This is a genomic window from Rhodococcus pseudokoreensis (assembly GCF_017068395.1).
GTDB lineage: Bacteria > Actinomycetota > Actinomycetes > Mycobacteriales > Mycobacteriaceae > Rhodococcus_F > Rhodococcus_F pseudokoreensis.
Window position 1 is genome coordinate 4,357,738 of sequence record NZ_CP070619.1, and the last position, 18,463, is coordinate 4,376,200.

At 68.4% G+C, this 18,463-nt stretch carries 16 protein-coding genes and 1 pseudogene; 11 read left to right on the plus strand and 6 right to left on the minus strand.

What is annotated here, in order from left to right; all coding sequences use genetic code 11:
• Entirely contained in the window at positions 1–576 is a 576-nt protein-coding gene (locus tag JWS13_RS25195) for an NUDIX hydrolase (protein ID WP_124392372.1), read from the minus strand.
• A gap of 149 nt (positions 577–725) precedes the next feature.
• On the opposite strand from JWS13_RS25195, the gene JWS13_RS25200 reads away from it, so the two are divergent.
• Both JWS13_RS25200 and JWS13_RS25205 read left to right on the plus strand, forming a co-directional pair.
• Positions 726–2,177: a CCA tRNA nucleotidyltransferase gene (locus JWS13_RS25200; protein ID WP_206008093.1), complete on the plus strand. Its 1,452-nt coding sequence runs from the start codon at positions 726–728 to the stop codon at positions 2,175–2,177.
• A gap of 248 nt (positions 2,178–2,425) precedes the next feature.
• The gene (locus JWS13_RS25205; protein ID WP_206008094.1) at positions 2,426–6,562 is read left to right on the plus strand and encodes a bifunctional nitrate reductase/sulfite reductase flavoprotein subunit alpha; all 4,137 of its coding nucleotides are present in this window, start codon (positions 2,426–2,428) and stop codon (positions 6,560–6,562) included.
• A gap of 18 nt (positions 6,563–6,580) precedes the next feature.
• On the opposite strand, the gene JWS13_RS25210 is transcribed toward JWS13_RS25205, so the two are convergent.
• Positions 6,581–7,732, minus strand: coding sequence for a DUF3089 domain-containing protein (locus JWS13_RS25210; protein WP_241032293.1), 1,152 nt, complete (start codon positions 7,730–7,732; stop codon positions 6,581–6,583).
• Between the two features lie 239 nt (positions 7,733–7,971).
• Here JWS13_RS25210 and JWS13_RS25215 point away from each other — a divergent pair, with 239 nt between their 5' ends.
• The 4 genes from JWS13_RS25215 to JWS13_RS25230 are packed head-to-tail and all read left to right on the plus strand — an operon-like array spanning position 7,972 to position 11,061.
• Positions 7,972–8,376, plus strand: coding sequence for a TOBE domain-containing protein (locus JWS13_RS25215; RefSeq protein ID WP_072942706.1), 405 nt, complete (start codon positions 7,972–7,974; stop codon positions 8,374–8,376).
• The gene (modA, locus tag JWS13_RS25220; RefSeq protein WP_206008096.1) at positions 8,373–9,182 is read left to right on the plus strand and encodes a molybdate ABC transporter substrate-binding protein; all 810 of its coding nucleotides are present in this window, start codon (positions 8,373–8,375) and stop codon (positions 9,180–9,182) included. Before JWS13_RS25215 ends, modA begins: the two co-directional genes overlap by 4 nt.
• Positions 9,179–9,985: an ABC transporter permease gene (locus JWS13_RS25225; protein ID WP_206008097.1), complete on the plus strand. Its 807-nt coding sequence runs from the start codon at positions 9,179–9,181 to the stop codon at positions 9,983–9,985. The genes modA and JWS13_RS25225 overlap by 4 nt, the downstream gene beginning before the upstream one ends.
• Positions 9,982–11,061: a sulfate/molybdate ABC transporter ATP-binding protein gene (locus tag JWS13_RS25230; protein ID WP_206008098.1), complete on the plus strand. Its 1,080-nt coding sequence runs from the start codon at positions 9,982–9,984 to the stop codon at positions 11,059–11,061. The genes JWS13_RS25225 and JWS13_RS25230 overlap by 4 nt, the downstream gene beginning before the upstream one ends.
• A 21-nt stretch (positions 11,062–11,082) precedes the next feature.
• On the opposite strand, the gene JWS13_RS25235 is transcribed toward JWS13_RS25230, so the two are convergent.
• Positions 11,083–12,615, minus strand: a complete 1,533-nt coding sequence (locus JWS13_RS25235) for a DUF4185 domain-containing protein (protein WP_206011718.1) — start codon at positions 12,613–12,615, stop codon at positions 11,083–11,085.
• A 223-nt stretch (positions 12,616–12,838) separates the two neighbouring features.
• On the opposite strand from JWS13_RS25235, the gene JWS13_RS46485 reads away from it, so the two are divergent.
• Both JWS13_RS46485 and JWS13_RS25245 read left to right on the plus strand, forming a co-directional pair.
• Positions 12,839–13,240 (plus strand): hypothetical protein, encoded by a 402-nt coding sequence (locus tag JWS13_RS46485; RefSeq protein WP_206008099.1) that lies wholly within the window; start codon positions 12,839–12,841, stop codon positions 13,238–13,240.
• Positions 13,237–13,647, plus strand: a complete 411-nt coding sequence (locus tag JWS13_RS25245) for a PaaI family thioesterase (protein ID WP_206008100.1) — start codon at positions 13,237–13,239, stop codon at positions 13,645–13,647. The genes JWS13_RS46485 and JWS13_RS25245 overlap by 4 nt, the downstream gene beginning before the upstream one ends.
• 8 nt (positions 13,648–13,655) lie before the next feature.
• Here JWS13_RS25245 and JWS13_RS25250 read toward each other — a convergent pair whose 3' ends face one another.
• Entirely contained in the window at positions 13,656–14,954 is a 1,299-nt protein-coding gene (locus JWS13_RS25250) for an MFS transporter (protein ID WP_206008101.1), read from the minus strand.
• A 10-nt stretch (positions 14,955–14,964) separates the two neighbouring features.
• Positions 14,965–15,905 (minus strand): annotated as a pseudogene (locus JWS13_RS25255) (NAD-dependent epimerase/dehydratase family protein).
• Positions 15,906–16,050: 145 nt separating this feature from the next.
• Between JWS13_RS25255 and JWS13_RS25260 the strand changes: the two are divergent.
• The 3 genes from JWS13_RS25260 (at position 16,051) to JWS13_RS25270 (ending at position 17,684) form a co-directional block, all read left to right on the plus strand.
• Entirely contained in the window at positions 16,051–16,746 is a 696-nt protein-coding gene (locus JWS13_RS25260) for a TetR/AcrR family transcriptional regulator (RefSeq protein ID WP_206008102.1), read from the plus strand.
• Between the two features lie 67 nt (positions 16,747–16,813).
• Complete coding sequence (locus tag JWS13_RS25265; protein ID WP_087554905.1) at positions 16,814–17,419, plus strand: YqgE/AlgH family protein; 606 nt, start codon at positions 16,814–16,816, stop codon at positions 17,417–17,419.
• An 88-nt stretch (positions 17,420–17,507) separates the two neighbouring features.
• Positions 17,508–17,684 carry a hypothetical protein gene (locus tag JWS13_RS25270; protein WP_206008103.1) on the plus strand — a complete coding sequence of 59 codons (177 nt, stop codon included), beginning with the start codon at positions 17,508–17,510 and terminating at the stop codon, positions 17,682–17,684.
• On the opposite strand, the gene JWS13_RS25275 is transcribed toward JWS13_RS25270, so the two are convergent.
• On the minus strand, positions 17,672–18,454 hold the full coding sequence (locus JWS13_RS25275) for a Mut7-C RNAse domain-containing protein (protein ID WP_206008104.1): 783 nt from the start codon (positions 18,452–18,454) through the stop codon (positions 17,672–17,674). The two genes, JWS13_RS25270 and JWS13_RS25275, sit on opposite strands and share 13 nt — an antisense overlap.
• Positions 18,455–18,463 lie beyond the last annotated feature (9 nt).

Below are 18,463 nucleotides of genomic sequence, written 5' to 3' on the forward strand. Positions count from 1 at the left end.
TCATCCGGCGTCTGGCCCCTTCTGGAGCTTCAGGTCGGAAGTGGGCGGAGTGGTAGTCATCTTGGAGATCAAGTCACCGGCGATTTCTGCGAGTTTCCGTTCGTCTGCGTAGGCCAGGCGTGATCCCAGCTCGGCGAGCGGCACCCACGCTACCTCGGTGACTTCCACGTCTTCGTCCGACAGTTCCCCGCCGAGGAATCTCAGCAGATAGTGGTGGACGGTCTTGTGGACCCGGCGGCCCTCGGTGACGAACCAGTAGTCGATGCTGCCGAGCGACGCGAGGACGGTGCCCTGGATGCCGGTCTCTTCCTCGACCTCACGCATCGCGGTCTGTTCGGCGGTCTCGCCCTGCTCGATATGCCCCTTGGGCAGCGACCACAGCAGCCGCCCGCGACGGTCGGTGCGCCCGATCAGCGCGGCGCACAGATTCTCCCGCGGTCCGCCGAGACCGTTGACGACGAGCCCGCCCGCGGAGGTTTCCCGCACCGTCCTCATGTGGGGTTTCGCGGGTTTGCCGACGGCGCCGCGCCGCCGCGAGTTGCGGCGACTCCTGTTCGCACGTTCGGCAGCAGACACCCCATCGATAGTAGTTGGCTTTGCCGTTTCCACCGGAACGCCGCACCCGAACCGAGACGCTTCGTGACACACCTGTGGCGAACCGAACTGCGAGGTGACAGCGTGTATGCGTATCCCGCTATTTGCGCACCTCGGTAAGCTTCCTGGACGTGACTGCCCCTTCTCTCGACGACGAGCGCCGTACGCGACTGCTTGCCGGCGCCGCGGTGACGCTGCGCGAGCTGTCCGAAGTCCTGACGCCGCTCGGTGAGAAGTTCGCTTCCGCCGGTCACGAGTTGTACCTGGTGGGGGGCAGTGTCCGGGACGCGATCCTGGGTCGTCTCGGCACCGACCTCGACTTCACCACCGACGCCCGCCCGGAGCAGGTGCAGAAACTGCTGTCCGGCTGGGTCGACAACCAGTGGGACACGGGCATCGAGTTCGGGACGATCAGCGCCGCCAAGGCGGGTCAGCAGATCGAGATCACGACGTACCGGGCCGACGCCTACGACCGGGTGTCGCGCAATCCCGTCGTCCAGTTCGGGACGAAGCTCGAGGACGACCTGGTGCGTCGCGATTTCACGGTCAACGCGATGGCCGTCCGGATCGGTGCGGACGGCTCGCAGGACTTCGTCGACCCGCTGAACGGCATGGACGCGCTTCTGGCCGGGGTGATGGACACGCCGTCGGCGCCGGAGAACTCGTTCAACGACGACCCGCTGCGGATGCTGCGGGCCGCCCGCTTCGTGTCCCAGCTCGGGTTCACCCTGCACGAGCGCGTGCACCGGGCCATCGCCGACATGGCCCCGCAGATCGAGCGGATCACCGCCGAACGCGTGCGGGCCGAACTGGACAAGCTGATCCTCGGCGAGTTCCCCATCGACGGCATGAACGTGATGTGCGAGACCGGTCTGGCCGATTTCGTGCTGCCCGAGGTGCCGCAGATGAAGCTCGAGATCGACGAGCACCACCAGCACAAGGACGTGTACTGGCATTCGCTGACGGTGCTGAAGCAGGCCGTCGACCTCGAGGACGGCGACCCCGACCTGGTGCTGCGCTGGGCGGCGCTGCTGCACGATATCGGCAAACCGGACACGAAACGCAACGAGCCGGGTGGCGGCGTGAGCTTCCACCACCACGAGGTGGTCGGCGCGAAGATGGTCCGCAAGCGGATGCGGGCCCTGAAGTACTCGAAGCAGATGGTCGACGACGTCTCGCAGCTCGTGTTCCTCCACCTGCGGTTCCACGGCTACGGCAAGGGGCAGTGGACCGATTCCGCGGTGCGCCGGTACGTGACGGACGCCGGTCCGCTGCTGCCGCGTCTCCACAAGCTGGTCCGCGCTGATTGCACCACCCGCAACAAGCGGCGGGCGGCCGCGCTGCAGGCGACGTACGACGACATCGAGGAGCGGATCGCCCGGATCGCGGAGCAGGAAGACCTCGCCCGGGTGCGCCCGGACCTCGACGGCAACGCGATCATGGAACTGCTCGGCATTCCGGCGGGGCCGGAGGTCGGGAAGGCCTGGAAGTACCTCAAGGAACTCCGGCTCGATCGTGGTCCCCTCAGCCGGGACGAGGCGGAGGCCGAACTCCTGTCGTGGTGGGCCGAGCAGAAGGCCTGACCGCCCCGCCGGTCGCTCGAGGCGCTCCCCCCTGCTCAGCGTCCCTGCACACCTGAATCGAGTGACGACGGTCACAGACTTTGTCGTCGCGGTGGTGCCGACATCACCACCGCACCCGCGGCCGGGTGCGAGAGACGTCATCGAACGCTCACCGGGGTTAATCCCGACGAAACACGCCGCTCGGCACCATAGATACAGGTCGTGAGCCAGGTGGACACGCGGCGACCGTGCAGGTGAGGAGCGAGTCGATGCAGCAGCAGAAAGCCGGGACTTCCACAGTGAAGACCGCGTGCTCGTACTGCGGTGTCGGCTGCGGCATGGTGCTCGAGATCGGGATCGATCCCGAGACGAATGCCCGCCGGGTGCTCAAGGCGTCCGGCGACAAGGACCATCCCACCAACTTCGGGCGGCTCTGCACCAAGGGTGCGACGAGCGCGGAGATGCTCGTGGCCGGTGGCCGCATGGAAACCGGGTACGTGCGGGACGAGCGCGGCGAGGCTCCCGCCGCTGTGGACGTCGGCGCCGCCATCAGCGAGACCGCCCGACGGCTGAAGGAACAACTCGACGAGCACGGTCCCGACGCCCTGTCCTTCTATGTGTCCGGCCAGATGTCCATCGAGGCGCAGTACCTGATCACCAAACTGGCGAAGGGTTTCGTCGGGACCAACCAGATCGAGTCGAACTCGCGGCTGTGCATGGCCAGCGCCGGCACCGGCTACAAGCAGTCCCTGGGCGCCGACGGCCCGCCCGGCTCGTATCAGGATTTCGACAAGGCCGACGTGTTCTTCGTGATCGGCGCCAACATGGCCGACTGTCACCCCATCCTGTTCCTGCGGATGATGGACCGGATCAAGGTTGGCGCCAAACTGATCGTCGTCGACCCGCGCCGCAACGCGACCGCCGACAAGGCCGGCCTGTTCATGCAGATCGCGCCCGGCACCGACCTCGCACTGCTCAACGGCCTGCTGCACCTGCTCGTGCGCAACGGGCACACCGATCCCGAGTTCATCGCCGAGTTCACCGAGGGCTGGGAGGTGATGCCGGAATTCCTCGAGGAGTACACCCCCGAGAAGGTCGCGGAGATCACCGGCATCCCCGAATCCGACATCCGGCAGGCCGCCCAGTGGATCGGTGAGGCCGAGAACTGGATGAGCTGCTGGACGATGGGCCTCAACCAGAGCACCCACGGCACGTGGAACACCAACGCGATCTGCAACCTGCACCTGGCCACCGGGGCGATCTGCCGTCCGGGCAGCGGCCCGTTCTCCCTCACCGGTCAGCCGAACGCCATGGGCGGCCGCGAGATGGGGTACATGGGTCCCGGTCTGCCGGGCCAGCGGTCGGTGCTCGCCGCCGACGACCGGGCGTTCATCGAGGACCTGTGGGAGCTGCCGGAAGGCAGCATCCGCACCGAGGTCGGCACCGGCACCGTCGACATGTTCGAGCGCATGGTGGCCGGCGACATCAAGGCCTGCTGGATCATCTGCACCAATCCTGTTGCCACCGTGGCCAACCGGCGGACCGTGATCGAGGGCCTCGAGGCCGCCGATCTCGTGATCACCCAGGACGTCTTCCTCGACACGGAGACCAACGGGTACGCCGACATCCTGCTTCCCGGCGCGCTGTGGGCGGAGTCGGATTCGGTGATGATCAACTCCGAGCGCAACCTCACCCTGCTGCAGCAGGCCGTCGACCCGGTCGGCCAGGCGCTGCCCGACTGGCAGATCATCGCCCGCGTCGCCTGCGAGATGGGGTACGCGGACGCGTTCACGTACGAATCCTCGGAGGACGTGTTCGAGGAGATCAAGCGCACCTGGAATCCGAAGACCGGCTACGACCTTCGCGGCGTCAGCTACGACCGCCTGCGGGAGACGCCGGTGCAGTGGCCGAGCCCGCCCGGCAACCGCACCGACCGCAACCCGATCCGCTACGTCAACGACGGCGTCAGCCAGAACCTGCTGTCCGCTCCCGACGGTTCACTCCCCCGCCTCGCGTTCGCCACCGCGAGCGGCAAGGCCGCCTTCTTCCCGCGCCCGCACATGCTGCCCGCGGAGATGCCCGACGACGACTACCCGATGGTCCTCAACACCGGGCGCCTGCAGCATCAATGGCACACCATGACGAAGACCGGCAAGGTCGCCAAGCTCAACAAGTTGAACTCCGGCCCGTTCGTCGAGATCAACCCGATTGATGCGCAGAAGCTTTCGATCGCCGAAGGTGACAAGGTGGAGGTCGCGTCCCGGCGCGGCCGCGCGGTACTGCCCGCCGTCGTCAGCGACCGCGTGCTGCCCGGGGGCTGTTTCGCCCCGTTCCACTGGAACGACTCGTTCGGTGAATACCTCAGCATCAACGCCGTCACCAACGACGCCGTCGACCCCACGTCCTTCCAGCCGGAGTTCAAGGTGTGTGCCGTCTCCCTGACCCGGGTGGCCCCGGTGTCCGCGCCCGAGGTCCCGGAACCGGCCGGGGCGCTCACCCTCGCGAGTGGCTCGCCCGCCGCCGAGATGAGCCGCATTCTCGGACTGGATGATTCGGCTTCCCCCAGCTTCGACGAACACGAGCGCACGTACCTCGCGGGACTGCTGGCGGGTCTGCAGTCCACCGAACTGCAGGGTGTTCCGGTCCTTCCGCGCACCGCGCCGATCTCCGGGTCGAAGAGGGTGTGGCTGGACGGTCTGATGGCGGGGTTGTTCTCCCGCTCCGCGGTGCCGGACGGCTCCGTGGCGCCGGATGCGACTCCCGCGACCGCTGAATCGGTCCAGCATCCCGTGGTCGTGGTGTGGGCGTCGCAGACCGGCAACGCGGAGGAGTTCGCCGCCGAATGTGCCCGCCAACTCGAGGAAGCCGGCCACGGCACGCACCTGACCAGCATGGACGACTACGACGTCGCGGGCCTCGCCGATGTCCGCGATCTCCTGATCATCACCAGCACGTTCGGCGACGGCGACGCCCCGGACAACGGCAGCAGCTTCTGGTCGGCGCTCAGCAGCGACGAGGCACCGCGGCTGGCGCAGACCCGCTACGCGGTACTGGCTTTCGGCGACTCGAATTACGACGACTTCTGCGGGCACGGCAAGCGGATCGACGCCCGGTTGGAGCAGCTCGAGGCGAAGCGGCTGACCGAGCGCGTCGATTGCGAACCCGACTACGAGGACCAGGCTCATCAGTGGCTGACCCAGGTGCAGAACCTGGTCCGCGAGCGCGCGGCCGGCGGCGCGGCCACGGCTGCACCGGCGCCCACGAAGCCCGCGGCGAAGAAGGCGGCGACGTTCACCCGGAAGACCCCCCTGGTCACCCGGTTGACGAGGAACATCCCGCTCAGCGCGGCCGGTTCGTCGAAGGACGTGCGGCAGTTCGGCTTCGAGGTGAACGATCCGGAATTCTCCTACGAGGCGGGCGACGCGCTCGGTGTGTGGCCCACCAACAGCGACGGCGTCGTCGACGAGTGGCTGAAGGTCACCCGGTCGATCCCGGACACCCCCGTCACGCTGCCGGACCTGCCGGAGATGACGCTGCGCGAGGCGTTGCGCACGAAACTCGAGATCACCAAGGTGACCCCCGAACTACTGCGGTTCGTGCAGAGCCGCACACAGGACACCGAGTTGGCGCGACTGTTGCGCCCGCACAACAAGATCGCGCTCCAGCAGTGGTTGTGGGGGCGGCAGTCGATGGATGTGCTGGCGCAGTACGAAGTCGATGCCGACGCCGAGGAATGGCTGGGTGTCCTCAAGCGCCTCCAGCCGCGGCTGTACTCGATCTCGTCGAGCCCCAAGGTGGATCCGGGTGAGGTGCAGCTGACCGTCTCCGCGGTGCGCTACAACCACGAGGGCAAGAACCGCTCCGGGGTGTGCTCGACGTTCCTCGCCGATCACTGCGACGACGCCGACGTGCCGATCTTCGTGCAGAAGTCGGCGCACTTCCGTCCCCCGTCGGCCGCCGATGCGCCGATGATCATGGTCGGTCCCGGCACCGGGATCGCACCGTTCCGCGGATTTCTGCACGAACGCAGGGAATTGGGTCACACGGGCAAGAACTGGATGTTCTTCGGTGAGCAGCACGAGGCTACCGACTTCTACTACCGCGAGGAGATGGAAGCTATGCACCGCGACGGATTTCTCACCCACCTCGATGCGGCGTTCTCCCGGGACCAGCGGCAGAAGATCTACGTGCAGGACCGCATTCGCGAACACGGCGCCAAGCTGTGGGGCTGGATGCAGGAGGGTGCCTCCCTGTACGTGTGCGGCGACGCCAGCCGGATGGCGAAGGACGTCGACGAGACGGTTCGCGAAGTCGTCCGCACCCACGGACGCCTCGACGAGGAGGACACCGAGCTGTACATGAAGCAGTTGTCCACCGACAAGCGCTACGTGCGGGACGTGTACTGATCGCTCGTCCCCGGAAGGCTACGTGGACGCGAGCCAGCTGTCGGTCTGCTGCTCGGCGATGGAGACGAGCCGGTCGTATCCGAGGTTGATGTCGACGAGATGGCTGTTGAACAGGGGCAGTTCGTTCACCTGCTGGGCTGAGGGGTCGGTGACGCGGAACTGGTAGTCGTGGTAGCCGTTCACCTCGGTGCACCGGCCGACGGCGCGTTCGGCGCTGGTGGTCCATGTTGATGGCGACGTGGGTGCACCCTGCGGGAACGAGGTGTATCCCAGCAGCACCGAGATGATCCCGAACGCGTACGGGGCGCTGGGGATGGTGATGCCCACGGGGTCGGGGTTTCCGCTCAGGACAGCAGGGTCGGTGCAGGCGACCTGATAGCCGGGCCCGCTGGGCAAACCCAACGCCGGTGAGAGGGCGTCGACGGAACTGTTGCCGAACAAGGACACGGTGGGATCTGCCACCGTGGTGGAATACGCGACGACACAGCCGGATTCACCCTGCCGGGTGCACACGGGAATGTTCTGGAAATCGCCGCCGACCGTGCTGCCACGGGCGGTGAGGACGTTGCCGCCCATCAGGAATGCCCCCACGAGCTGCCGGCGGAGAGCGGGGTTCGGGTCGATCTGGTCGTGGATGAGTTTGCGCAGCATCATCGTGCCCTGCGAGTGGCCGATGAGGATGACGCCGCGCCCGTTGTTGTCGTGGGCGAGGTAGTCGTTCCAGGCGGCGAGGACGTCGCCGTAGCCGGTCTGGGCCAGGGGTGCGCCGGCGAGCCCGGCGGCGATGCCCGGAACGAGCGTCATCTGCCGGTAGATCGGGGCGAAGATCCGGCACCGGCCCGCGAATCTCGCGGCCTGATAGCGGGCGATGGACTGCACCTCGGGCTGCGCCGTCAGGTCGGCGTTGAGGGCGAGCTGGTCACTGACGGTCGGGTAGACGTAGAAGCAGTCGACCGGCTTGTCCGCCTCGTCGCCCGGTTCGGGGGAACCCGTGACCTCTCCGGTGCCCAGGTCCGTGGTGTCCGAGGGGAGGTCGCACGGATCGGCGCCGATGTGCGGGCTGCACAACCACTGCACCGGCACCGGCGCCGCCGGCGGTGGGACGGGTTGCGCAGTCGACGGAGCCGCGAGGCCCACCGCACCGACCCCGACGAGCACCGTCGCACTCACCGCGCACGACAGCCTTCTCCATACCGACACGGGTACCGCCTCACGTGATCCAGGTAACACTTCGACAGGGCCGATTATGTATACCAGCCGGTAACGTCTAACTGAAGCCCCTAGTCAACTCGCAACCCGACGCCGCAACCCGAGGCGCGGGAAGCCGCATTCTCGGCAGTTTCCGCTTGGTGGATCCGCATATGCCGACATAACATGTCCGATATGACGCATGCGCGGACGATCTCCGGATGACGGGTATCCGGATACGACAGGCCGCGGAACTACTCGGCGTCAGCGACGACACGGTCCGGCGGTGGATCGACAACGGGAGCCTCGCGGCGGACAAGGACGAGTCGGGCCGCAAGGTGATCGACGGTCCCGCGCTCGCCGAGTTCGCGCGCGCCAACGCGTCGAAGTCGCCCGACCTGCTCGGATCGGAATCCTCGGCGCGCAACCGATTCACCGGCATCGTCACCGCGGTTGTGATGGACAAGGTGATGGCCCAGGTCGAGATGCAGTGCGGGCCTTTCCGCGTCGTCTCCCTGATGAGCAGTGAAGCCGTCCGCGACCTCGGGCTCGAGCCCGGCAAGGTCGCGGTAGCCGTCGTCAAGTCGACCACGGTGATCGTCGAAACTCCTGGAGGAATTTCATGAAGATGTCCTGGCGCCGGGTCACGACGGGGGCTGCCGCGGCCGCGCTCGGTCTGGGCCTTCTCACCGGATGCGGTTCGAGCGACGACAGCGGCACCTCGGGTTCGGCCGAGTCGACGTCCGCAGCCGCGTCGGGTGGCGACATCACGGTGTTCGCCGCGGCGTCGCTGAAAAGCACGTTCACCGAACTCGGCGAGATGTTCGAGACGGCGAACCCCGGATCGCACGTGGAGTTCAGCTTCGCGGGTTCCTCCGACCTCGCCGCGCAACTCGACCAGGGCGCCACCGCCGACGTGTTCGCGTCCGCCGACACGAACAACATGACGAAGGTCGTCGACGCGGGACTCGTCCAGGGAGCCCCGGTCAACTTCGCGACCAACACGCTGACCATCGTGACGGCACCCGGAAACCCCAAGGGCATCACGTCCTTCGCGGATCTGAACCGTGAGGGCACGCTGGTGGTCACGTGTGCTCCGCAGGTGCCGTGCGGTGCCGCCACGCAGAAGGTCGAGACGGCTTCGGGTGTCGACCTCACGCCCGTCAGCGAGGAGTCTTCGGTCACCGACGTGCTGAACAAGGTGACGGCCGGTCAGGCGGACGCCGGACTCGTCTACGTCACCGACGCGGCAGGCGCGGGCGACAAGGTGACCGCGGTGCCCTTCCCGGAGGCCGCGCAGGCCGTGAACACCTATCCGATTGCCGCGCTGTCCGCTTCGAAGCAGCCGGAGGCGGCGCAGGGCTTCATCGACCTCGTCACCGGACCCGAAGGCCAGGCGGTGCTGGCGAAGGCCGGATTCGCCCAGCCGTGATCCGAGCGCCGCGCGTGAAGGTTCCGTCCGGGCTTCCGGGCTGGATCTTCGTGCCCGCAGCAGTGGGCGGCCTGTTCGTCGTCCTGCCGCTGTTCGCGATGCTGGCGAGTGTCGACTGGACGCGCTTCTTCGAACTGGTCACGTCGGAATCCTCACTCGCGGCGCTGGAACTGAGCCTGCGCACCGCCGCCGCGAGCACTGCCCTGTGCATCGTGCTGGGCGTCCCGATGGCGGCAGTGCTGTCCCGCAGCAGCTTTCGGGGGCTGAACGTGCTGCGGTCGCTGGTGCTGCTGCCCCTGGTGCTCCCACCGGTGGTCGGGGGTATCGCCCTGCTCTACACATTCGGCCGGAAGGGTCTGATCGGGCAGCACCTGGAGGTCGCGGGAATCCACATCGCGTTCACCACCACGGCCGTGGTGCTCGCACAGACCTTCGTCGCGCTGCCGTTCCTGGTGGTGAGCCTCGAAGGGTCGCTGCGGACGGCGGGCAGGCGGTACGAGCACGCCGCCGCCACGCTCGGTGCGAGTCCCACCACCGTCTTCCGGCGGGTGACACTCCCCCTGGTGCTGCCCGGACTCGTGTCCGGTGCGGTGCTGGCGTTCGCGCGGGCGCTCGGCGAATTCGGGGCGACGCTGACGTTCGCGGGCAGTCTGCAGGGCGTCACGCGGACCCTGCCGCTCGAGATCTACCTGCAGCGCGAGACGGACGCGGATGCGGCCGTGGCGTTGTCGCTGGTGCTCGTCGTGGTGGCGGTCGTCATCGTGGTGGGTTCGCGGGGCTGGGCGTCGAGGGCGGCGCTGTGACCGGCCTGAGCGTCGAGGCGAGGGTCGCCGCACGCGGCGTCGAGGTGGGATTCGACCTCGCCGAGGGTGAGGTGCTGGCCGTCCTCGGACCGAACGGCGCAGGCAAGTCGACGGCGCTGTCGGTGGTGGCGGGCCTGGTCCGCCCGGACGCCGGACGAGTCGAACTGAACGGCCGGGTGCTCACCGACACCGAGCGCGGCATCGCGCTGCCGCCGCACCGCCGCGGTATCGCGCTGCTCGCGCAGCAGGCACTGCTGTTCCCGCACCTGACGGTGGCTGCGAATGTGGCGTTCGCGCCGCGCAGTTCGGGCCGCGGCCGCCGGGAGTCGCGGGCGGTCGCCGAGAAGTGGCTGGACGCGGTCGATGCGACCCAGTTCGCCGACCGCCGTCCGCACGAGTTGTCCGGGGGGCAGGCGCAGCGGGTCGCGGTCGCCCGGGCGCTCGCCGCGGAACCGCAGGCGCTGCTGCTCGACGAACCCATGTCCGCCCTCGACGTGGCGGCGGCCCCCGCCCTGCGGGTGCTGCTCCGGCGGGTGCTGCGGGAGGGCGACCGGACCGCGGTCGTGGTCACCCACGACGTCCTCGACGCGCTGGCGCTGGCCGACCGGGTGATCGTCGTCGAGGGCGGGCAGGTCGTCGAATCCGGTTCGGTGCGTGACGTGTTGACGCGCCCGCGCAGTGCGTTCGCCGCGCGGATCGCCGGGCTCAACCTCGTTCCCGTGTTCGCGGCGCAGGACGGGTTCGAGACCGAGACCGGGGTCCGGATGCACGGCCTGCTCGACGCCGATTTCGTCGGGGGTGCGCCGGCTGTCGCGGTGTTCGCCCCGCATTCGGTGGCCGTCCACCGGCGGTCTCCGGAAGGCAGTCCGCGCAACGTCTTCCAGGTGTCCATCTCGGAGATCGAGGTGCGCGGACCGACGGTCCGGGTGCGCGCCGCCGAAGCGGGAGGCCGGCTCGAACTGAGCGCCGACGTGACGGCGGCGTCCGTCGCGGAACTCGACCTGGTGCCGGGCCTGGACGTGTATTTCGTCGTCAAGGCCACCGAAGTTGCGCTCCACACCGTGCGTACTTGTTAACGTCCGGCGGTTAACAAGTACTCACGGGTGCAGGGACGCATGCATCAGATAGACGTTGTAGCTGTCCCACTCCGAGATCGTGAAATACAGATCCTCGTCCGTCGACCACGGATGGATGAAGCCGCCGTACGCCTTCGGGTAGTCGGCCGTGTCGACGAGCGTCGCCGCGTCCGACCACACACCCTGCGGGCTCGACGACTGCCGCAGGATGATCGAACCGCCGACGGGTTCGAGGTAGCTCATCTGCCACTTGTCCGAGGCCGCGTCGTAGCGCACCGACAACTCGCTCGCGACCCCGCCGACGATGGGGGTCGCGAGGTGCTGGGACACGGGCGTCCACGTACCGTCCGACCAGTACTGGTACGACGTCGTGTTGAGTACCTGGTCGACGGGCACCCGGGCCAGGCCGATGGTGCCGATCCGCCCGTTGGGGGTACCGAACATGTACACGTAGTCGCCGTGCGGCACCATCGCGGACACCTGGAACCGGGCGCCGAAGATGTTGTCCCACTTGGCGTGCTGGTCCTTGGTCCAGGTCTGTCCGTTGTCGTCGGAGTAGGCGATGCCGCCGTAGTTCGTGTACCACATGCCGGGGACCATGCTCCAGCGCTTCACCGACATGTAGCTGAGGTACTGGCGGTCACCGATCGCGAACCCGGACGTGGGGATGGTGGTCGTCTCGAAGTTGTTGACGTGCCTGCTGTCGATGATCTCGGCGGCGTGGCATCGGCTGTCCTGGACCATGCTGTCGATGGTCATGCCGTCGGACAGGTCGGTGTCGGTGCTGTGCCCGAGAACGTTGCTGCGCCAGTCCTCGCCGAACGCACCCGGCGGTGCCCAGTCCTTGCCGAACGTGTCACCGAACGCGACCGCCACCTCGCCGGGCTTCGTCTCCCACGTGATGCCGAGGTCGGTGCCGTCCACCTGCCAGCGTTTGTCCGTCCGGTTCTCCGAACCGCGACCCGTCAGCTGCGACACCAGGCGTACGTCGCCGACGCCCGGCTTCGCCATCGCCGCGGTGAGGGAACCACGTACGGCCGGGTTGATCTCGACCGGCGGCGCCGGCTGCGGGTCGGGCCCCGGACCGCCGGGAACGGGAATGGGGATGGTCTCGGGCCGTGGATCGATCGAGATCTTCGGGATGGTCAGCGCACTCGAGCCGGACGAGCCCGCAGAACCGGACGAGCCCGACGACCCTGCCGAACCCGAAGAACCAGGGCCGGTTTCCGGTTCGTCGACTTCGTCGGTGAGGTCGGGGCACGGGTCCGCGCACGGGTCGGCGGGAAGGTCCTGGGCGACGCGGGTCTGATCGACGCGCGGTCCGGGAACGGGGACGGGCACGAAGTCGGGGTACGGGATCGGGATGCTCACGGTCGGCGGGATCGAGGGCAGCAGTGGCCCGCCCGGGCTCGGCGGCTCCTTCGCCGGGTTGAATCCGGTCTCGCCGCAGGCGTTCACCGGGAGCCACGGCAGGGTTTCGGCTGCTGCCGGGGCGGCGGTGAAGCCGATCGTCGCGGCCACGACGGCGGCAACGCACAGGGGCACTCCGGACACAGACCAGGACTTGTCGACCACGGGACCCCTCCACATCGGTGGTCGGAGTGATGGTGGACCGACCTGCACGCGCGGGTCGAAGATAACACCGGCGGACGGCACCCGCGGCGCACGCGCCCGGCCCGTCCGGTCGCGGTCCGGTCACAGTGCGGTCTCACCGTTGCAGCGGAATTCGCGGTCATTCGGTGGAACCGGATGCGGTCGCGCTGCGTCCAACCCTCATATGGATCCTCTCGAGTATTCGTTCGGAACCGGTGCCGACGCCCCGGTGACGTGGACGTCGTTCGCCGATCTCGACCTCGGACCGCCCGGCGGCGTCGACGCGGTGCGCCTGGACTTCGACGGCGACGGACTCCTCGACGACGCGATGTGGGACTCGGACGGCGACGGGGTGGCCGATCGTTCGGTCCTCGACTACGACGCCGAGGATGAGGCCCGCTACTTCACCGATCCTTCCGGCGACGGGACGTGGAATGCCGAGCCACCGGTGATCGCGGCGGTGCACACGTGGCGCCCCGATCCGGTGGGCGGCACCGCCGGGACCATTGACGCCGACGCCGAAGCCGGGCAAGGTGGGTTGGGAAATCAAACTTACCGAGGGTTCGACGAGGAGAACACACGATGACCGATCTGACCCGCGAGGCGGCGAGCGCCTTCGTCGTCGCTGCCGGACTGGAACTCGACGAGGTGTCGGGGACGAAGGTGGTCGGCCACATCGACCTCTCCGCCGACCACCACACACCGTGGGGAGTCGTGCACGGCGGCGTCTACACGACGGCGATCGAATCGGCCGCCAGCATCGGCGCGAGCACGGCCGTCGCCGACCGCGGTCAGTTCGCGGTGGGCGTGCACAACGGCACCGACTTCCTGCGGGCCCGCACCGACGGACGGGTCGACGTGGTCGCGGTACCCATCCAGCAGGGCCGCGTGCAGCAATTGTGGTCGGTGGTGATCACGGCAGCCGACACCGGCAAGGAGGTGGCGCGCGGTCAGGTCCGCCTGCAGAATGTGCCGATGCCGGGGTCGGAATAGCCCGGTTCTCAGGCAGGTTCGCGCCGGGTGTTGAACAGGACGCCGACCAGTCCGAGTCCGTAGATCGCCCCGCCCGCCAGCACCAGTTCGAGTGATCGGCCGTCGGGGGCGATCACGAGGGACGCGGCGGCGATCGACCCGATGAACGCCACGTTGAACACGGTGTCCTGAAGCGCGAACACCTGTCCCCTGCGGTCGTCCTCGATCTCGATCTGCATCGCTGCGTCGCCGCTGAGTTTGATGGACTGCCCGGCGAATCCGAGCAGCAGCGCACCGCACAGCAGCGACACCTGCGTCAGGGTCGCGACGAGCGTGCACTGCACGACGAGGGCGAGGATCAGGCCGCCGACGATGGTGCGGGACCGTCCGATGCGCGGAATGAGGAACGGTGTCGAGATCGCGGCCAGCAGCATGCCCGCGGCGGTGGCGCCGAGGGCGACACCGAAACCGGCGAGGCCGCCCGGCAGCGCGCTGACGGTGGCGGTGTCACGCAACACCAGAACCATGATCAACGTGTTGATCCCGAACACGATCCGGTGCGTGCCGATCCCGATCATCGCGGTCGTGACGCCCGGCGAATGCCACACGGCGAGCGCCCCGTTGCGCAGTCCGGCGGCGACGGCGCGGACCGCCCCGTATTCGGGTTTCTCGTCGGCGTGCGGACCCAGAAGCCGATGGTGGAAGCGCGACGCCGCGAACGCGGCCACCGCGGAACCGCAGGCGGCGGCCGCCACGGCGATTCCGGAGCCGCGGTCACCGGCGCCGACGAACGAGATGATGGCGACGGACGTCGCGGCCCCCAGCGCGGCGACGACGGAACCGGTGGTGGCGAGCACCGAATTGGTGGCCACGAGCCAAGACCGGTGCACCACGCGCGGCAGCGCCGCCGAGACTCCCGCGAGAACGAACCGGCTCACACCGATGGCGGCGAGGGCGAGCACGAGGAGCGCGGACTCACCGGTCCCGGTCTCCAGCAGCGCGGCGGTCACCAGAATCAGCAGTCCGCGCAGCACATTCGCCCACAGCAGCACGCTGCGGCGGTCCCAGCGATCCAGGAGTGCGCCCGCGTACGGTCCGATCACCGAGTACGGGAGCAGCAGCACCGCGAAACCGGCGGCGATCGCGATGGGATCCGTCTCCCGCTCGGGGTTGAACAGAATCGCGCCGCCGAGTGCGGCCTGGAACATGCCGTCGCCGAACTGGCTGGCGAATCGCACGGTGGCGAGACGGGCCAGCCCGGGCGACCGCCGGAGGGTGTATGCCGTTCTGCGCCACGCCTCGCGCCGGTCCCCGAGCTGTTTCGCCATTCACAGGACCCTATCCGGCGGCCGCGACCGACCTGTCCTGCCACCACTGGACGGTCTCCTCGGCGGCCCGGTCGAGTGGCGTCGGGGCCAGTCCGAGCCGGGCCTCGCTCTCGGACGAGTCCATCACGAACGGCTCCTCGAACTGGTAGAGCATCTCCGCGAGTTCGCGGCTCCCCTGGTGGACGAGCCCGGCGCCGCGGATCACCCAGCCGGGCAGGGTGCCCACCTTCGGGACGGGAACCCCGGCGGCCTTCGCGTAGGCCTCGACCATCTGCCGCTGGGTGACGGCAGGCGCGGTCGGTGCGTGCAGCACCGAGTTCCACAGCGTGGGTCGTGGGCGGCGGCGATCATCGCGGCCGCGAAGTCGTTGATGTACGTGAACGAGTGGGGCAGGTCGGCGGAACCGAGGACGCGCATCGTCTTGCCCGCGAGGACGACGGGCACCATGCGCTCGCCGGCGTGCGCGTTCAGCACCTGCGGTCCGAAGAAATCGGACGCGACGACGCTCACGGTGGGCGTCGAGGACTCGGCGCGGGCCTTCAGCAACCGGGTCCGGATGCCGCGCTTGCCGGAGTCCGCCGACCGCGGCGTGTGCTCGGTCATCGGCTGCCGGGAGGCGTCGTAGGAGTAGAGGCTCTCGGGGAACACGACGACCGCGCCGACGTGTCCGGCGGCGGCGAGGACGGTCTGCTCGGCGGCGGGGAGTTCGCGCTCCCACGCGTCGGCGTTGTAGGCGGCGTGGATGCAGTGGTAGACGGCGGTCGCTCCGTCGAACGCGTCACGCAGCGCGGCGGCGTCGGAGACGTCGACCTTCCGCCGCTCGATCAGGGGATGCTGCGGGCCGCTGCCCGAGCGGGTGAGGACCCGCACCCGTCGGCCCTGTTCCGCGAGCTGCCGGGCGACGGTCCAGCCGACGGGTCCTGCTCCGGTGACGATCTCGAGGTTCGACATTTCTGCTCCCGCTGGGTGAGTCGATTTCGGTGATTGGAGAGCACTGCTCTCGGTGTCATTTCGAGAATGCGCCCTCCCGACGGAGATGTCAAGAGCAGTGCTCTCGTTTGTTGACACTGCTCTCTAAAATTGCGACGCTGAACCCATGCCGGTAACACCACGAGAGCGCGCCCGCGAGCAGACGTTGCAGGACATCACGAGAATCGGACGCGAACAGCTGGCCGCGGTCGGGGGTGCGGCCCTGTCGCTGCGGGCCGTCGCGCGGGACCTCGGCGTGGTGTCGTCCGCCGTCTACCGGTACGTCAGCAGCCGCGACGAACTGCTGACGCTGCTCGTCGTCGACGCATACAACGAACTCGGCGACGCCGCGGAGGCGGCCGTGGCGTCTGCGGCCGAACCTCGGGATCAGTTTCTGGCGCTCGGACGTGCGGTGCGCGAGTGGGCGCTGCGCGAGCCCGCCCGCTACGGACTGCTGTTCGGCAGCCCGGTTCCCGGCTACCACGCGCCCGGGGAGCAGACCACGACTCCGGGAACGCGGGTGATCAACGCCCTCGTCGGGATCTTCGACAACGCATTCCGGGCGGGCAAGCTCGAGGCGGACGCGGCGGCGCCCATCGACGACCGCCTCGCCGCCGACCTCGAACGCGTCCGCGCCGAACTCGGCCTCACCACACCCGACCACCTGCTCGTCCGCGGAGTGCTGGTGTGGTCGGCACTGTTCGGGGCCGTGAACTTCGAGGTGTTCGGGCAATACGGCGCCGACACGTTCACCGCACCGGGCGCATTGTTCGAGCATCACCTCGCCGTCCTGGCCGAGACGGCGGGGCTGCCCGCGGCGTAAAGCGGCGAACCGGACGCAGGTCGCGTCCTCCGTCACATCGCGTTCGTCGCGGTGGGATGATGTTCAGGTGGCGCACGCAGAAGAACCCGAAGATCGAACGGCGTCGACGGAACCGGTGGTCCGGCCCGGCAGCCTGTTGGTCTCGTCCACAGATCTCGTCGAACCCGCTTTCCGTCGCACCGTGATCTATGTGATCGAGCACAACGAGGCCGGAAGTCTCGGTGTGGTCATCAACCGTCCCAGCGAAACCGCCGTCCACGACGTGCTGCCACAGTGGGCGCCGCTCACCGCGCGCCCGTCCGCGCTGTACGTCGGCGGTCCCGTCAAACGTGACGCCGCACTGTGCCTGGCGACGCTGCGCACCGGCGCGCAGGCCGACGGCGTCCCCGGCCTGCGCCGGGTGCACGGCCGCGTCGTGATGGTCGATCTCGACTCCGACCCCGAGGTCGTCGCCCCGCTGGTGGAGGGCATCCGGATCTTCGCCGGCTACTCGGGATGGACGTACGGTCAGCTCGACTCCGAACTGCAGCGCGACGACTGGATCGTCATCTCGGCGCTCGCATCGGACGTCGTCGCCCCCGCCCGTGTCGACGTGTGGGCGCAGGTGCTGCGCAGGCAGCCGCTCCCCCTCGCCCTGCTCGCGACCCACCCGATCGACGTCGAGCGCAACTGAGCCGACACACCCCGCGCACGTCCCTGGGCTGTCGGGGACGGGTGGTATCAACAGAGGTGGGGAACGAGAAGTGAGGAGGACAGCACACGTGATCGACACCTGTCACGGAACATTGATCGTGCACACGCTCTACGGAGCCGAATGCACCGACGAGTCGTGCGTCGAGTTGTCCGAGGTCCGGCACGCACTGATCATCGACTGCGACGAATTCGGTGACTGCGCGTGTTCGGCGGTGTTCGCCGAGCAGCTGCGTCACGCCTCCTGAGAATCCACCTCGAGCGACACCCCGACCTCCGACAGTCGCCGGCTCAGCTTCGGGAGATGACTGCCCGGCCAGTACAATTGCGCACAGTCCCGGCACCGGCTGAACTCGTATTCGTTGCGCGCGACCCCCGGCGGCGCCTCGGCGAGCGCGTCGTCGCGGGCAATCGGCGCGAGTAGCCCATTGCATCGCGCGCACCGCGTGAACGGCGTGATCCGCGACCGAAGGTCGAAGCGGTCCAACACTTCCCGCAGCTGCCGGCGTGGGTCGGTTTCGTGCAGGAACGCGCCGTGGGTGACCGCCGACCTCTTGAGCAGTCCCGTGTCCCGGGTCAGGACGATGCGATGCTCGGCGAGGGAGATGTCCACCAGTTCCGCGTCGTCGAAGTCGTTGCGGTAGCGGGTGTCGAAGCCGAGCAGGCGGAGGTAGCGGGCGAGGCGGCCGAGGTGCACGTCGAGCACGAATGTCGGGTCCCGCAACGGCCGCGGGCGCAGTTTCGTCACCCCGGTCAGATCGAAACACTCGAACACGGGGTACACGGCGACGCGTTCGCCGCCGCGCAGGAGGTGCGCGAAATCGACGGACACCTCGTCGACGAGGATCAGATCCACCTCGGTGTGCGGGACGCCCAGCGCTTCGATGCGGTCCTTCACCGACGGGGTGCCGTCGAATCGGTGCTCGAAGGTGCGCTTGCGCTGCACCGGCGGCAGAAAGTCGTTCAGCTCCTCGTAGAAGCGGAACTCGCAGTGGCGAAGCGGTTCGGGCATCGGCATTTCACGTCC

Coding starts and splice junctions, on each gene's coding strand:
- JWS13_RS25215 (WP_072942706.1), top strand. CDS start 7,972: ATGACGGGTATCCGGATACGACAGGCCGCGGAACTACTCGGCGTCAGC.
- JWS13_RS25275 (WP_206008104.1), bottom strand. CDS start 18,454: ATGCCGATGCCCGAACCGCTTCGCCACTGCGAGTTCCGCTTCTACGAG.
- JWS13_RS25205 (WP_206008094.1), top strand. CDS start 2,426: ATGCAGCAGCAGAAAGCCGGGACTTCCACAGTGAAGACCGCGTGCTCG.
- JWS13_RS46485 (WP_206008099.1), top strand. CDS start 12,839: ATGGATCCTCTCGAGTATTCGTTCGGAACCGGTGCCGACGCCCCGGTG.
- JWS13_RS25250 (WP_206008101.1), bottom strand. CDS start 14,954: ATGGCGAAACAGCTCGGGGACCGGCGCGAGGCGTGGCGCAGAACGGCA.
- modA (WP_206008096.1), top strand. CDS start 8,373: ATGAAGATGTCCTGGCGCCGGGTCACGACGGGGGCTGCCGCGGCCGCG.
- JWS13_RS25260 (WP_206008102.1), top strand. CDS start 16,051: ATGCCGGTAACACCACGAGAGCGCGCCCGCGAGCAGACGTTGCAGGAC.
- JWS13_RS25245 (WP_206008100.1), top strand. CDS start 13,237: ATGACCGATCTGACCCGCGAGGCGGCGAGCGCCTTCGTCGTCGCTGCC.